Source organism: Microcoleus sp. D3_18a_C4 (assembly GCF_036702415.1).
Lineage (GTDB): Bacteria > Cyanobacteriota > Cyanobacteriia > Cyanobacteriales > Microcoleaceae > Microcoleus.
In genome coordinates this window covers 58543-72300 of sequence record NZ_JAUBTI010000011.1, presented here as the reverse complement: position 1 = coordinate 72300, position 13758 = coordinate 58543, and the positions used below count along the sequence as shown (strand labels likewise).

General features: G+C 44.0%; 15 protein-coding genes. 3 read left to right on the top strand and 12 right to left on the bottom strand.

All coding sequences use genetic code 11. The features are described 5' to 3' along the window. Positions 1 to 42: 42 nt before the first annotated feature. Positions 43 to 1509, top strand: a complete 1467-nt coding sequence (locus tag QUB16_RS08430; protein ID WP_333315469.1) for a glycoside hydrolase family 13 protein — start codon at positions 43 to 45, stop codon at positions 1507 to 1509. A 189-nt stretch (positions 1510 to 1698) separates the two neighbouring features. Here the strand turns inward: QUB16_RS08430 and QUB16_RS08425 are convergent, their stop codons facing one another. Together QUB16_RS08425 and QUB16_RS08420 are read right to left on the bottom strand one after the other, a co-directional pair. Next, positions 1699 to 2112, bottom strand: coding sequence for a fasciclin domain-containing protein (locus QUB16_RS08425; protein ID WP_333315467.1), 414 nt, complete (start codon positions 2110 to 2112; stop codon positions 1699 to 1701). A 165-nt stretch (positions 2113 to 2277) separates the two neighbouring features. After that, positions 2278 to 2703 (bottom strand): DUF2358 domain-containing protein, encoded by a 426-nt coding sequence (locus tag QUB16_RS08420; protein WP_333315514.1) that lies wholly within the window; start codon positions 2701 to 2703, stop codon positions 2278 to 2280. A gap of 58 nt (positions 2704 to 2761) precedes the next feature. Between QUB16_RS08420 and QUB16_RS08415 the strand changes: the two genes are divergently transcribed. Further along, positions 2762 to 3334: a hypothetical protein gene (locus QUB16_RS08415; RefSeq protein WP_333315465.1), complete on the top strand. Its 573-nt coding sequence runs from the start codon at positions 2762 to 2764 to the stop codon at positions 3332 to 3334. Positions 3335 to 3464: 130 nt separating this feature from the next. On the opposite strand, the gene QUB16_RS08410 is transcribed toward QUB16_RS08415, so the two are convergent. The 3 genes from QUB16_RS08410 to QUB16_RS08400 all read right to left on the bottom strand — a co-directional run bounded on the left by QUB16_RS08410 (position 3465) and on the right by QUB16_RS08400 (position 5797). Then, entirely contained in the window at positions 3465 to 4007 is a 543-nt protein-coding gene (locus QUB16_RS08410; RefSeq protein WP_333315463.1) for an REP-associated tyrosine transposase, read from the bottom strand. Between the two features lie 168 nt (positions 4008 to 4175). Next, positions 4176 to 4571 carry a VOC family protein gene (locus QUB16_RS08405; protein ID WP_333315461.1) on the bottom strand — a complete coding sequence of 132 codons (396 nt, stop codon included), beginning with the start codon at positions 4569 to 4571 and terminating at the stop codon, positions 4176 to 4178. A 53-nt stretch (positions 4572 to 4624) separates the two neighbouring features. After that, the gene (locus QUB16_RS08400; protein WP_333315459.1) at positions 4625 to 5797 is read right to left on the bottom strand and encodes a histidinol-phosphate transaminase; all 1173 of its coding nucleotides are present in this window, start codon (positions 5795 to 5797) and stop codon (positions 4625 to 4627) included. Between the two features lie 182 nt (positions 5798 to 5979). Between QUB16_RS08400 and QUB16_RS08395 the strand changes: the two genes are divergently transcribed. After that, the gene (locus QUB16_RS08395; RefSeq protein WP_333311532.1) at positions 5980 to 6264 is read left to right on the top strand and encodes a WGxxGxxG family protein; all 285 of its coding nucleotides are present in this window, start codon (positions 5980 to 5982) and stop codon (positions 6262 to 6264) included. Between the two features lie 157 nt (positions 6265 to 6421). Here the strand turns inward: QUB16_RS08395 and QUB16_RS08390 are convergent, their stop codons facing one another. The 7 genes from QUB16_RS08390 to QUB16_RS08360 all read right to left on the bottom strand — a co-directional run bounded on the left by QUB16_RS08390 (position 6422) and on the right by QUB16_RS08360 (position 13692). Beyond that, positions 6422 to 7129, bottom strand: coding sequence for an ROK family protein (locus QUB16_RS08390; RefSeq protein WP_333212401.1), 708 nt, complete (start codon positions 7127 to 7129; stop codon positions 6422 to 6424). 32 nt (positions 7130 to 7161) lie between these two features. Continuing rightward, positions 7162 to 7851 (bottom strand): YqiA/YcfP family alpha/beta fold hydrolase, encoded by a 690-nt coding sequence (locus QUB16_RS08385; RefSeq protein WP_333315458.1) that lies wholly within the window; start codon positions 7849 to 7851, stop codon positions 7162 to 7164. 294 nt (positions 7852 to 8145) lie between these two features. Continuing rightward, entirely contained in the window at positions 8146 to 8631 is a 486-nt protein-coding gene (locus QUB16_RS08380) for a Spy/CpxP family protein refolding chaperone (RefSeq protein WP_333315456.1), read from the bottom strand. 19 nt (positions 8632 to 8650) lie between these two features. Further along, entirely contained in the window at positions 8651 to 9097 is a 447-nt protein-coding gene (locus QUB16_RS08375; protein WP_333315454.1) for a hypothetical protein, read from the bottom strand. After that, positions 9094 to 9807: a sigma-70 family RNA polymerase sigma factor gene (locus tag QUB16_RS08370; RefSeq protein WP_333315452.1), complete on the bottom strand. Its 714-nt coding sequence runs from the start codon at positions 9805 to 9807 to the stop codon at positions 9094 to 9096. Before QUB16_RS08370 ends, QUB16_RS08375 begins: the two co-directional genes overlap by 4 nt. A 550-nt stretch (positions 9808 to 10357) precedes the next feature. After that, entirely contained in the window at positions 10358 to 12403 is a 2046-nt protein-coding gene (locus tag QUB16_RS08365) for a transglutaminase domain-containing protein (RefSeq protein WP_333315450.1), read from the bottom strand. Positions 12404 to 12405: 2 nt separating this feature from the next. Next, positions 12406 to 13692, bottom strand: coding sequence for a DUF58 domain-containing protein (locus tag QUB16_RS08360; RefSeq protein WP_333315448.1), 1287 nt, complete (start codon positions 13690 to 13692; stop codon positions 12406 to 12408). Positions 13693 to 13758 lie beyond the last annotated feature (66 nt).

The following is a 13758-nucleotide window of genomic DNA, read 5'->3' as shown; positions in this document are numbered from 1 at the left end:
ATCTGCTACTGTAGCCTAACCCCTAAAAGCTAGAAAAAGTGTATGCAAATTCAAACGCCGGACTGGGTTAAACACGCGGTATTCTACCAAATATTCCCCGATCGCTTCGCCAAAAGCAAACAGCCTCGCAAACGCCTGCTGCAAAACTTCATGTGGGAAGAATGGCACGCAATCCCCACCCTGCAAGGCTACAAAGGCGGCGACTTGTGGGGGGTAATGGAACAGCTAGACTACTTGCAAGACTTAGGCATTAACGCAATTTATTTCACCCCCATATTTCAGTCGGCCTGCAATCACCGCTACCACACCCACGACTACTATCAAGTCGATCCGATGTTGGGTGGCAATCCGGCTTTTAAAGAGCTTCTAGACGCCGCTCACGATCGCAACATCAAAATTGTCCTAGACGGCGTATTCAACCACGCTAGCCGCGGCTTTTTCTTCTTTCACGACATCCTCGAAAACGGCCCCCATTCTCCTTGGGTGGATTGGTTTAAAATTGAAGGCTGGCCGCTATCTGCCTACGACGGCAATTTTCCTGCTAACTATGCCGGTTGGGATGGGAATCGAGCACTTCCTGAATTCAATCACGATAATCCAGAAGTGCGAGAATATATCATGGAAATCGCCGAATATTGGATTAAATTCGGCATCGATGGCTGGCGGCTGGACGTTCCTTTTGAAATTAAAACCCCGGGATTTTGGCAGGAATTTCGAGAACGAGTTAAAGCAATTAATCCCGAAGCTTACATTGTCGGCGAAGTTTGGGAAGATGCGAGAGAATGGCTCGATGGCAGTCAATTTGACGGCGTGATGAATTATCTTTTTGCTGCCCCAACTATTGCTTTTGCAGCGGGTGACAGAGTAGATTTAGCACAAATTGAAGGCCGTTCTTACCATCCCTATCCGCCGCTGTTTGCTAAAGAGTACGGCGACAAAATTCAGCACGTTTTGGAACTCTACCCGTGGCCGATACAGCTAACTCAACTTAATTTGTTGGCCAGTCACGATACAGCTAGGTTGCTGTCAATTGCTGGGGGCGATAAAGCTAGCGTCGAACTCGCTACTTTGCTGCTGTTAACTTTTCCGGGAGCTCCCAGCATTTACTACGGCGATGAAGTTGGTTTACCCGGTGCTCTAGACCCCGATTCCCGCCGCGGTTTTCCCTTAGAAGCTCACTGGGAACTTGATGTTTTAGATTATCACAAGCAGTTGATAGCTTTGCGGCACAAATACGCTGCCCTCCGCACTGGTTCGTACCAAATTCTGTTTGCTGAAGGAACGGTTTACGTTTTTGCCCGAATTTTGGGGGATGAGGAAATAGTTGTGGCTGTCAATGTCGCGACCGAAGAAGCTAAGATTAGCTTTGAGGCAGCTAATTTGAAATCTCCTCACGAGAAATTGCTGTTCGGTAAAGGCGAGTTTGTTTGGAAAGGTGACGGGGAAACTCGCCTTTTAGAATTGATGCTGCCGGCGCGATCGGGATTGATTTTAGGTTCGGATAATTAGTTCAGCAATTACGCAAGTGTCACGAGCCAATAGACTTGTAGGGTGCGTCAGACCGAGTTATGGACGCACGATCGAGGGTTTGGGCCCTGACGCACCTTACTAATTGTGACACTTGCGTAAGTTCTCTAGTTTAAAATGTAATGTGCGCCCATAAGCACCCTACTAAATTTAGAGATGCCGCAAGTTTGATTATGCTGCAACCAATGCTGGTATTAGCACCGCATCAATGATATGAATGACGCCATTGTCGGCAAGAATATCTGAAGTGATAACTTTAGCCTCATTCACTTTAATGCCGTCAGAAGTATCAATTCCTACCACAGAACCTTCCACTGTTTCAGCAGAACTTAACTCAAGCAAATTCTCAGTTAGTACCTCGCCAAACAGAACGTGATAGGTCAGAATTTTCTTGAGCTTGGGTATGTCTTCCAGCCAAGAGGTAATAGTGTTCGTAGGAATTTTGGCAAATGCCTCATCAGTTGGTGCTAAGACGGTGTAGGGGCCCGGACTTTGCAATAAATCTAACAAACCAGCCGCTTCAATAACAGTCACGAGGGTTTTGAAAGAGCCGGCATTGGTGGCAGTCTGGACAATATCAGCCATGATGTTTTTCAGGAGTGCAAATAGCAGAAAATGAATCAGAGGCGACAATCATTTTAGCAATTTACAAATAGCAGAAAATGAATCGGAGGGATGATGATTATTTTAGCCATTATAAGTTAATTCGGTTGTCGGCCCTGATGGCGAGGCGCGATCGACCTTTTGGGCTTATACTTGGGTCGCCTCCTCTCCCTTGCGGAAAAACTGCTTTAAAATCTCTCCGGGCTCTCTGTCCCAGGTGTCGATATGTTCGTAAATTAAGCCGTCTTTATCCAGTTTATAAGTAGAGTAGCCGTTAAAAAAAATCCGAGCTTTCCAGGGAACCCGCAGTGTCCCGCGAACAGTCCAATTTGCCACAATAGTATCAGGGGCTGTCTGACCTACGTCGTGCAGGTCGAAGAAAATCTCGTTAAAGAATAGCTGCCCGTGAAATCGCAGAGTCCAAAAGATAATGCGATAGTTGATTTTTCCTTTAAATTTGTTAACAGGGTCTTGAAAATAAACATCTTTTGTGTAGATGTCGTAGGAGATGTCTTTTTCAAAAAGCGTCGGGAGATCCGCTTTCAGGGTGTCTACTGCTTGTTCTACCTGCATTTGATATTCGATCGCGCTCAAACTACCACCTTGTGACAGTATTAATTTATAACTTTAAATGAATAATCTCGATCGGCAGCGGGAGGAGAAAAAAATTGATACTTCATCCAGCTCTCATCTTACCTCTAATTATATTGTCCCCCTCGGCCTTTCTGCTGACCCGGACTTGCGACATCGAAACCTTGGCACAGATTTGACAGAACACCCCCACTCCTCTGACATTCTCGCAGAAATCAACAGCGGCAAGCTGTTGATGGTAGATAGCCGTCGCCGGAACGGCCTAATTTTGATTAAACGCTTCCACGCGGAGTTTGCCGGGCCTGGGGCTGCCGTTGGGGGCGCTTTTGATGTTGACTCTCAGCAGGCGATTCCCGTGGGCGATTTTTGTTTGGTTTGCCCTCAATCTCCCGAAGAAATACAGAAAGCTTTGGGAATTCGGCGGCAGTGGGTGCGGTTAATGGAACAGTTAACGGCAAAGCCTACAGCTTTGGAACGCGCACACATGGTTTTAACTCAGTTTGAACAATATTTGGATTCGGAAACGGTGGCACAAGTTCCCGATGAAGCTTTGGCACTTTTAGTAGGCGTATTTCCCCAAACCATTCGGGCGGCGCGACAGATTGATAATTAAAAATGTTATTACATCATTTTAGCCGTAGGTTGGGTTGAGGAACGAAACCCAACGCAACCGATGTTGATGTTGGGTTTCCACTATCGTTCCAACCCAACCTACGCAAGATTTGTTGCAAAATTAATATTCATCATTCCTGACCAACTTCATTGTCCCATTCAATCAGAACATTCGCGCCCCAATCCCTTGAATAAGAACCATCATTCACATAGCGATGAAAACTGGAATATTCCCAATCGCGTGGTGCGGCAACTAATCCATGCTTGACCGGATTATAATGAATGTAATCCACATGATTTGCAAAATCCACTTCATCTCTAATTTGATGCTCCCAAAACCGCCTCTGCCAGATAGCTTGCTCACCTTTTTTCAAACGAGACACTGAACGACTTTGTTTATATTGCTCAGGACAATTACGACTGAAATAATTCTTGCTCAATCGCCAGCGAGTTGAAAAATTAGCATCTTGAGCGGGCAGCGTCCAAATACAATGGAGATGGTCTGGTAAAACAACAATAGCATCAATTGTAAAGGGAAATCTACCTATAACATTGCGGAATGCAGCGCGAAGCAGCTCTACCATTTCGGGGTCAGAAAATAAGCGTTGGCGCTGATAGGTAACAATAGTAAAAAAATAGGTAGCTCCGGGAGTTTTTAGACGACGATACTGCATGGTCTAAGCACTGATTTTTATAGTGTAGGTTGGGTTGAGGCACGAAACCCAACATTCTGTATAAGCCGTGGAGTTGAGAAACGAAACCCAACATTATTAATCAATTGGGTGTTGGGCCAAGCGTTGCGTAGGGTTCGCTATCGCTTAACCCAACCTACAGAATACCAGCTACAAGCTCCACTCGGCATTCTGCAAAACAACTCGATAGCCATCTGGGTCTTCAAAGGTCACTCCATCTTTGTCCCAGTAGGGATTGTAGGAGTTTACAGGCTCAAATCCCATTGCTTTCATTCGCTCAACAGCCTGCTGCCATTCTTGTTGGTTAGGAAGGTAAAAGACGATAAGATTGTCTTGAGTTGGAGCGCCACCTACAATATGTCCCCGTTGATGGATGAATTCAAAGTGGTGGCTTTCTCTTGGTATCCCAACCATTACTCCGTCAAAACCTTCATGATTTTCAAAACTATCGAGGATTTGCAGCCCTAAACCCTCTGTGTAGAAATGAACAACTCGATCGAGGCAATCCGTTGGACGAGCAACCCGTAAAACCTTTCCTTGAAGCATATATATCTTCTCCCAAGTTATTTTTGTGTCAAACAGAAACTGGAGACCGAATATTATGAGTTGTCAAAAATTTCTCCAATTCGATCGACTGTCCGCTGATTTTCCTCCGGGCTACCCACCGTAATTCGCAAACCTCCTCCAGTATGCCGAATTAAAGTACCTCCCTCTTTTAGCTGCTGCATGATTTGTTTGTGTTCCTGTTCGGCAGATTCGCCCTCACCGGCTTTCACCCGCAGGTAAACGAAGTTAGCCGCACTCGGCCAAACTTGCAATTTTTGATGCTGAGTTAGCGCTGCAATTAATTTGGCTCTTTCTGATAGAGTTTCGGGAATGGTTGCTAGCAATAACTGCCGCTGCGCTAGGGCTAACTCGGCTGCGGTTTGCGAGAAACTGGGAAGGTTGTAGGGGAGACGAATTTTTTCTAAGGCGGCTGTGAGTTCGGGATGGGCGATCGCATATCCGACTCTCATTGATGCTAGTCGAAATGCTTTGGAAAATGTCCGCAAAATTATCCAATTCGGGTGATGGTGCAATTGGTCTGCTAAAGTATTTTGGCTGAATTCAAAATAGGCTTCGTCAATTACTACTAATATCTCTTCGGGTAAAGTTGACAACCATTCTATTTCATCGGTTGTCAAAGCATTGGCTGTGGGGGAATTGGGATGAACGACAAAGACGGCGCGCACGGGGGGATTTTGATTTTGAGCTATCGCCCTTTTAGCCGCCTCGATATCGATTTCAAAATTTTCCTCTTTCCGCTGAGCACTCACAACGGGAATACCGAGGGTTTGGGCGATTATTCCATACATCGAAAAGGTGGGATTCGCAACGAAAATAGAGCCGGTACCGCCCAAGCAAGTAGCTATTAAGAGCGATCGAATTAGTTCGTCCGAACCGTTGCCCACAGAAATATTGTCGGCTGTAATGGCGGTTTTTGGCTGTGTAACCCCCCCTAGCGGGGGGATTGTGATTGATTCATTGACGTATTGGGCGATCGCCTCTTTGAGCGCTGCGTGGCCTCCGTCGGGATAGCGATTTGTCTCAATTAACTGCTGGTAAGTCCAAGCTAGCTTTTTTTTTAATTCTTCTGGCAAGTCGTAGGGGCATTCATTGGTATCGAGGCGATCGATCGCACTTTCCGAGTGCGCTGGTTCTCCTGATGTGCCGCCCGGATGGGGAGTGTATGCGGTAAGTTCGGCTAAATCTTTTCGGATAAAGGGAAGCATGGTATAATTTACGACTTTTTATTTTAGATTATCTGCTTAGAAGCATCTGAACTTAGCATAGAGCTTGTTCTATCTCGAAAGCAAGAGGAGAGGGGGATTTAGTTTCTGTCGATCGATTGATGCGTCGGCTGTAACAAATTGATTATTTTGATAAAGTAACTGCTGATATTTGGAGACCGAGTATGAAAGTCAAGCCTTCCGATTTATCTAAAAATGCCGCCGCTACCCTCATAGCTTTGAGTTTGGCTGTTCTCCCTTCAGCTATGCCTGCCTCAGCTCAAACGGAGTCTGCTCCGGCCCAGAACAATACTGAGTCTAATGGAGTTGTTCTAGACAGAACTCCCTTTCAAGAAAGCAAGGAAGACAACAATCATTGGGGTGCGTTGGGTTTGTTGGGCATCCTCGGTTTGGCGAATCTCTTTCGCAAGGATGAACCCAAACGCTACCGCGATCCGATGGGCGAATAATTGTTTAAACGGATCTCGCACCCGCCAAAAACCCAATCAACCGTCGTGGATTCAGAAACCGGGTTTTTTACCTAAAGACTGGATTATTGCCTGTAATCCAACCAAAAAATCCGGTTTCTTTGATATTATTGATGGCCATTTTAGCCACAAAGTTTATTCAATCGCGCCACAAAGCAATCCCGCCCAATAAACCGCTCACATTGGGTACTATTTTAACCTGTGGCGGTAACTCAACAGCAATCTTTTTAGTATTGCCGCCGCCGATGTAAATGCGATCGCAGTTAAAGAGATTTTGCAGATAGGTGAGCGCTTTTTCCAGACGGCGATTCCATCTTTTGGAGCCCACTGTATCTAATGCCGATCGCCCTAATTGCTGTTCGTAAGTTTCCCCTTTGCGAAACGGGTGATGTCCTAATTCTAGGTTGGGCACCAAGATACCATCGACAAATAAGGCAGAACCGAAACCGGTGCCAAGGGTAATTACTAATTCTACCCCCGTCCCAGCAATTGCTCCCAATCCTTGAATATCGGCATCGTTAGCCACTCGCACAGGTTTTCCCAAGCGATCTTTGAGGGTAGTTTCTAGGTCAAAATCTATCCAAGACGGATCTAAATTCACTGCGGTTTTGATAACGCCTAGACGCACGACGCCCGGAAAACCGACGGATACTCGGTCAAATTCCCCTTGTCCACTGGCTAAAGAGGCGATCGCCTCTAGTACGGGTTCCGGTTTCGGTGGTTGAGGCGTTTCTAAACGGCTGCGTTCCGTTTGGGGCTCGCCTTCATTGTCCAAAACCATAACTTTGATGCCGCTTCCGCCAATGTCAACGGCTAAGGTGCGAGTCGATCGATCTTGTTGAGTCATTTGATTGTTAAGACTTGCAAGTTGGTCAAATTTTAATTTTTGAATTGGCAAAACTTTTGAATCGCTTCCCAAATTTCCGCTAGGACATTTCCCAAAGAATGATCGTCTTCTAATTCGATTAATTGCACCCAGGGACGGTTAGCGGCAAAATCTCTGCTAGCTTGAATCGGTATTATTGTATCATGCTGGCCGTGAAGGATTAACGTAGGGACTGAGCGCATTAATTTTTCTTCAGGGTATTGAGCCATATCTGCCACAAACTGATAATTCAGCGGCAGATAACCTTGTTCGCCGTAGTGGTAAACGGGCAAATATTTCTCAGACTGCCACTTTTCTAACTGTTGCTGTCCCAACAGCGGCAGCCAGTGGGAGATAAAGTCAAAAGCCGGTGCTAACAAAACTATTTGTTTGACGGACAATTGCCGCTGGGCCAACCAAGCCGCTGTTAGCCCCCCAAAACTAGACCCTATTATTGTAACTCCGCCTAATTCTTTTACCTTTTCTGCCGATTGGGAGGATTGGGTTTGCAGAAATTCTGTTTCTATTTGCTGCAACTGGCGGGTGAGAGTGAGCCCCGAAAAATCGTTTTGATTGAGATCGGGAGTTTTTAGGTCAATTCCTAGGGAAGAAAAGCGATCTAGGAAATATTTTGCCTTAAGGGAATCGGGACTTGAAGCAAATCCGTGTAAATAAATGTAACTCCAATCGTTCTGTAGATTCATCCAGAAATTTTTATGAGACTTCTCAACTAATTATTTTAACTTAAAATGAGTTATTAAATAAAAAAATAAGACCCTAAGTAGATGAACATATTTACTGATTATCCCAAGAGAGAAATCCAGCGCATAGACTTGAAATCCCTTACTTTTTAGACGAATTATCCGAAGATAGAAAGCCATCGCGTAGATTACAGAAAAGCAGCGTTTATCGATGCCTGTATTTATTGATTTCTACCTGCTTACAATGAATCGCAGAGTGCGTAAGCACCCTGCGATTCACTCTACACTAATCGTCAATTACTGCGGTTTTTGACCGTTTTGCATCCGGTTTTTAACAGTTTGTCGGCGCTGCTGCATCAGTTGAGCTAATTGGCTGCGCTGTTCCGCCGTGAGCACTTCTCGCATTGCGAGTGTAATTTCAAATTGCACCTCTTCCAACTGCTGCCTCAATCCGATTATTTGACGGTGTTTGTCGCGTATTTGGCTGGCATTTTCCGTGCCGGACATCATCGTTTCCAATTCTTGTCTGGCTTGGCGGACTGCTTGCATCCGCTGGGAAACTTGGTCTTTGTAGCGATCGCGCACTGCCTGCATTTGCTGCTTTTGGTCTGCGCTTAAATTAAGTTTCTCGAACATCCCACCTTCCCGGCCACCTGGTCGATTGGGACGCTGGTTTTGGGCAATTGTTTCCGGTTCAAGGGGATTAGGAACTGCTATTGCTGCGGCTGTGCTGCCGAGAGTCAGCATTAAAACGGCTAGGGCAGAAATACGACGAATTGACATGAAAATTGCCTCTTTGATATTACTTATTTGTTGGCGGTTCGCTGTCAGCATCAGGGCTGAAAGTCAACCAGCCTGTTTGCGAGCGATCGGTCATATTTTCTTGGGGAGAATCATGGAGGACACCCTCCCAGTTAGTAACTAAAAATGCTTCTAACTTAGCTGTTTCCTCATCTGGCAATTGTGCTGTCTGAAACGGACGGTAGCCAGACCCAAAAAATAGCAGACCAGCAGCAATCGCAGACGACACAGCCCACTTAGAAACAGATGATACTTTTAACCTGTCATTAGACTTAGGTGACGTAGTTACTCGCGTTTTTTCCCGGTGGATTTCATTAACAATGCTCGCCTGATTACTTTCTATTGCTGCTAAAATTTTTAGCTCTAAATCTGGTGCAGCTTCAGGAATATTTGGGCGATGTTGCTTCAAGAAATTTACTAACTCTTGGTCGCTGCTTGGGTTATTCATAGCTCGCTGACACCTTCTTTTTGCAAAAATTGCCGCAGAGAATTTCGGGCATAAAACACGCGAGATTTGACAGTCCCCGCCGGCAGTCCCAAAATTTGGGCTACTTCTTTTTGCGGGATGTCTTCTAAGTCGTGCAGCACCAAAACGCTGCGGTGTTCAAAGCTCAATTGCTCCAGTCCCCGCTGCACTAAATCTTGATAGTGCAACTGCATCAAGTCCGATGTGTTATCTTTGAGAATAACCCGATCCATTGTTTCTTGATTTTTGAGTTTGGAGTCAAAAGAATGCTGTTTAGCAAATGCTTGTCTTTGGTCGGAAGCCACATTCCAAGTGATTCGATAAAGCCAAGTAGAAAAGTTTTCCTGGTGCTTGAGTTTGGGCAATCCTTTCCAGACTCGCAGGAATACTTCTTGTGCTAAATCGTCAAGAAGCGACGGGCCGCAGAGTTGGTAAAGGGTTGACCTGACTTTGTGTTGGTAGCGTTGGTAAAGGTAGCGAAAGCAAGTGCGATCGCCCTTTAAACATTGAGCAACTAAGTCCGAGTCGGAACAGTCATCGATTAAAACATTGGCTGACACAGCTAACACCTGTGAAGTCTCCCCCACCAGTTCGTTATCTGAAGTGTTTAGACAGGGCGATCGCAAAAAAGGTTCAAAGGATTTAAAATTTTTTTTCGACGAGGCGGCAGGTAGGGACATGACAATGCCCATTGGTGTCAACTTAACCTCAAATTTAGTGCGAGTCTTCTGTGTAGCAATTAAGACCCGATCCCCCGGCGCTCCCCGAATCGTTGCGGGGGGACAAGAATCTTCTCTTTCGTCCCCCTTTTTAAGGCTACCGCGTACACACAAGTGGATTATGACTCACATCTTGTACCATTCTCAATTACTTGTTTAGGAACAGGCAAGATGCCTGTTCCACAAGAAAACTCACTCTTTGTGGAACGGGCATCTTGCCCGTTCTTGACAATGCTGCAACATCTGAGTTATGAGCTAGTTTCCACTGTTGCTGTTCGACCAATGTCTTAATCGGAGGGTAAATTAATTGTATAAGTACCCTGATAAGGCTCTTCTCTTAAGTAGGCATAAAGCAATTGTGACTTGTCTAATAACCGACGGTCTTGTACAAGTGATTTAGAAAAGGTATATATAGCGGTTATCAATTAAGTGAGGTTCAATTTGAGATTGAATAAGTTGGTCATTTACGAATCAATTAAAAAATCCTCAATCCCCCACTTTAAAATCTAAATCTGTACATGATCTACCTGAGAAAAGCTATAGTAGACTTACCGCTTTTATTAACCTGAGAGTTTAAGGCGATCGCCTGCCTGCGATATTGCTCGATCCAGGATTGAATTGCCAATTTAAATTCCGCTTTTTGTGCGTCTTGAATTCCTTTTGGATCGAAGCGATCGCAATAATGAATCTCAATCAACAATGCTAACTCTTCGAGACAATATAACTCCGGTTTTTCTTTTTTTAACCTCTCGATCCAATTTTTCAAAGACTCGGAAGGAGGGCGAATCACTCCCGACTCATTTAACGCCTGTTCGATTAAATAAAATTCCGATTTCGGACTCAACGAATCTTTGTTATAAATAGCTTTTAGCCAGCTTTGTTTCTTAGATAAAAGGCGTACATTTTTCTTAAAATTAGGATTACACCTCCAAAAAAATATTAATCCCAGCAGGAGGACTCCCCCGTACTTCAATCCATTGCTACCTGATAAATATCGCAACCCCAGCACAAATTTGTAACTCAATAGCGACCATAAATCAGAGATAAATGCCCCTGGGGGAGCAGCAGCATCCTCCATGCTTTCCCAATCAGAAGGCGTAGGATCAAAAGCTTGCCATTTGCCCGCCATATAAGCCAAAGTCCAAGCATGAGCATGGCGACTTCTGACAATATATTGGTTCTCCAAAGAACTAAATTCGTGAACAGAATATCCAACAGCATAACGGGCTGGAATACCGAGTTTTCTCAGGAGAAGTGTCGCAGCAGTAGCAAAATATTCACAATGTCCAGAGCGAGTGTTCAGTAAAAATGTTGATAGAGGCGTAGCATCATTATCTTGGCCCCTAAGCTTCAGTGAATAAACGAAATTTTTTAGGAAAAACCACTCTATTTTATCTAATATTTGTGGTGGAGACTGGCCTTGAATATCCATTTGGCTGAGGATTTTATTCAGTGCCGCCATTTCTGATTTTGGGATTTGCAGGTCGTCTTCTGTCGGCGGGCTATCTACAGAAAAATTATTATTAAAGTAGCTTCGATAAGCCAGCATATCAACTTTTCCTACCACTTTAATTGTGCCATATTTATTCTTTTCCATCTGACTGACAGGCAATGCGTCAATTTTAAAAGTTCCATCTGGCAGCTTTAATAAACCTTGGTTGCCTGGGAGTGTAGCCGAAATAGTAATCGTTGATGGATTCGGTAGTTGGTCGCCTAAATCCCAAGTTGTGCCATTAATCTTTGGTTGTACGGGAACAAAGTTAGGATTTAAGGCGAGCCAAAGTGAAGAGTTGTAGCGATTATAAGTGGCTTCTCTTAGCAGTCGGGGAGGAGTCTGTTTAGCTTCAGGAGCAACTCTAAAAATAATTTCATTTGACTGTTTTAATAATCCCACTGACCCGATGTTCGTTTGTTTTTTCAAAAAATCTGTTTCTTGAGAATTTCCATTACTAAGCCAGGAAATTGCTTGCTGTTCTACTGCTAGGTGAAGTTGGTGCAGACCCATCTGTCCTATAAATCCTATACTGCCAGCAATTAACATCAGACAAAGCCAGAGAATAGATGAAAATCTTTTCGTTCTCACCGACCACAAAGCAATAGCGGTTAATGCAAATATCCCAGCATAAAAAGATATCTCTCTACTATTCGTCGCACTAGCGGATAGCAGACAACAGATAAAATATGGATAATTTAGATTCACCATCAATGGGTTAAGTGGTGCTTTTTTTGTGGCCTTGTTTAGCCACAAAAACATTAGGCGTATATCCAGACTTTCCTTGACAGAATATCCCTGAGCAGCTACCAGTGGAAAAAATACACCAGGAAGCCACTGCAACAAATTATATATCAAGTAAATAGAGCGGTTGGCGACCAGGAGATAAACCAGCAAACAGCACAAAAAAATCAGGCAGAAATTAGCAATGCGCCTAAAATCACTAGCTGAAAAATCCCACCGATAAGGCCACCAGTTAGCTGCCTCTAAAATCAGAGCAATTGGCAAAGCAAAAAACCATAGTCCCGTCTGCCAGCCCCAAAAAATTACACTAACACCCAAAAGAAACACTGGCATTTTCATAATTTCATTAACTCCTCTTGTATTTGACCTAGCTTTAAAATATGGCAGCTTGTTAATTCATCTTTAATCAACTCTAAATTTAAGCTATCTAATTGAGCGTCTCGCTCTGTTAAAATTAAAACTAAGGTATGGATACCGCGACTTCTCAGATAATTTACTAATCTTTTTCTAGGTTCGTCCCAACACAAAAATATACAAATGCAACCGCTTAGCAGAGAGATTTTTTCCATCAAAACTGAGGTGAGCGAGTCAAAAAGTTTATCCTGACAGGCACCGACAGAGGCGAGAATTTCTAGCATTTTATCAGTCGAACTCAGCCCTCTGCCGAAGGTAAAACAATAAGCTTCTTGAACGACAAACATCAAATCTAATAAGGATTCTTGAGTCTGAACTTCATAGGATAATGAAGCAGCAATTGAAATTGCCTCTTCTAAAATTTCACTATATTTTACACTTTGAAATGTATCCAAAATTAGGGCGTGCCTCACAAAAAATTCATCCTGTTCTTCTTTGACCATTGGCTTACCTGCTTTGGCCCAACTTTTCCAGTGAATTTTGCGTAGCGGGTCTCCCGGTCGATAATCCCGCAGAGACCTAAATTCCTCGGAATCTCCTACGGATGAAGCTAAGGTGACGCCACCTGATTGATATCTTCTGGAGCCAGGAAGCTGAATTGGTGGTAAATGATATAGTTTGGGTAAAATTAACATAGATTGGGGCAAGGAATTTGTTTTACAAGCATTCCAAATCCCAAAAGGATCAGACCGAGTAACTGTTAGACCACTGAGGCGGACAACACCTCTGCAGGACGGCGTAATTTCACCTACCACTTCTGTTTTGCTATTGGGTGGAAGAGGAGGCAATTCTATGACTTTAGCTGTGGCGCATTGTTTTCTATAAATCAGCCACAGCCAACGATAATAGCCGAAGTATTTATCCAATGAAGTGCGCTTTTCTTCACCGGGTTCAGGTGTTTCTATAAATTCTTGAAAGCTGGGGTATGTGTCGGCCAAATTTTCCCACAATTTTAAGCTATTTTGACTCTGGTTAGTTTTGTTATGAATAAGTATACGGTATTTTAAAGTGACTCCAACAGTTGCAAACTTTGGTAAGAACCGTACTGCATTGAAGCGGAAGCGAAAAAACTTACTAAAAATTATGGCTATTCCTATAATTGACAACAGGAAAGTAAAAATTTGATAAGTCACAGTCTGATTAGTATCTAATCCTAAAATTCCCGCTAAAAGCGTGCAGCTAAGCACTGCTAACCCATTGTTGGTCAATCGCTTCTTTCGCGAGCGATTTACACGCGCACAGAAGCGAAAAATAGCGTAGAAAAAACGTTTCAT

Bases quoted from the DNA above. Each gene is read 5' to 3' on its own strand.
- QUB16_RS08395 (WP_333311532.1), top strand. From the start codon at position 5,980: ATGAAAGTCAAGCCTTCCGATTTATCTAAAAATGCCGCCGCTACCCTC.
- QUB16_RS08400 (WP_333315459.1), bottom strand. From the start codon at position 5,797: ATGCTTCCCTTTATCCGAAAAGATTTAGCCGAACTTACCGCATACACT.
- QUB16_RS08385 (WP_333315458.1), bottom strand. From the start codon at position 7,851: ATGAATCTACAGAACGATTGGAGTTACATTTATTTACACGGATTTGCT.
- QUB16_RS08370 (WP_333315452.1), bottom strand. From the start codon at position 9,807: ATGGGCATTGTCATGTCCCTACCTGCCGCCTCGTCGAAAAAAAATTTT.
- QUB16_RS08365 (WP_333315450.1), bottom strand. From the start codon at position 12,403: ATGCCAGTGTTTCTTTTGGGTGTTAGTGTAATTTTTTGGGGCTGGCAG.
- QUB16_RS08420 (WP_333315514.1), bottom strand. From the start codon at position 2,703: ATGCAGGTAGAACAAGCAGTAGACACCCTGAAAGCGGATCTCCCGACG.
- QUB16_RS08405 (WP_333315461.1), bottom strand. From the start codon at position 4,571: ATGCTTCAAGGAAAGGTTTTACGGGTTGCTCGTCCAACGGATTGCCTC.
- QUB16_RS08390 (WP_333212401.1), bottom strand. From the start codon at position 7,129: ATGACTCAACAAGATCGATCGACTCGCACCTTAGCCGTTGACATTGGC.
- QUB16_RS08425 (WP_333315467.1), bottom strand. From the start codon at position 2,112: ATGGCTGATATTGTCCAGACTGCCACCAATGCCGGCTCTTTCAAAACC.
- QUB16_RS08375 (WP_333315454.1), bottom strand. From the start codon at position 9,097: ATGAATAACCCAAGCAGCGACCAAGAGTTAGTAAATTTCTTGAAGCAA.
- QUB16_RS08380 (WP_333315456.1), bottom strand. From the start codon at position 8,631: ATGTCAATTCGTCGTATTTCTGCCCTAGCCGTTTTAATGCTGACTCTC.
- QUB16_RS08415 (WP_333315465.1), top strand. From the start codon at position 2,762: ATGAATAATCTCGATCGGCAGCGGGAGGAGAAAAAAATTGATACTTCA.
- QUB16_RS08430 (WP_333315469.1), top strand. From the start codon at position 43: ATGCAAATTCAAACGCCGGACTGGGTTAAACACGCGGTATTCTACCAA.
- QUB16_RS08410 (WP_333315463.1), bottom strand. From the start codon at position 4,007: ATGCAGTATCGTCGTCTAAAAACTCCCGGAGCTACCTATTTTTTTACT.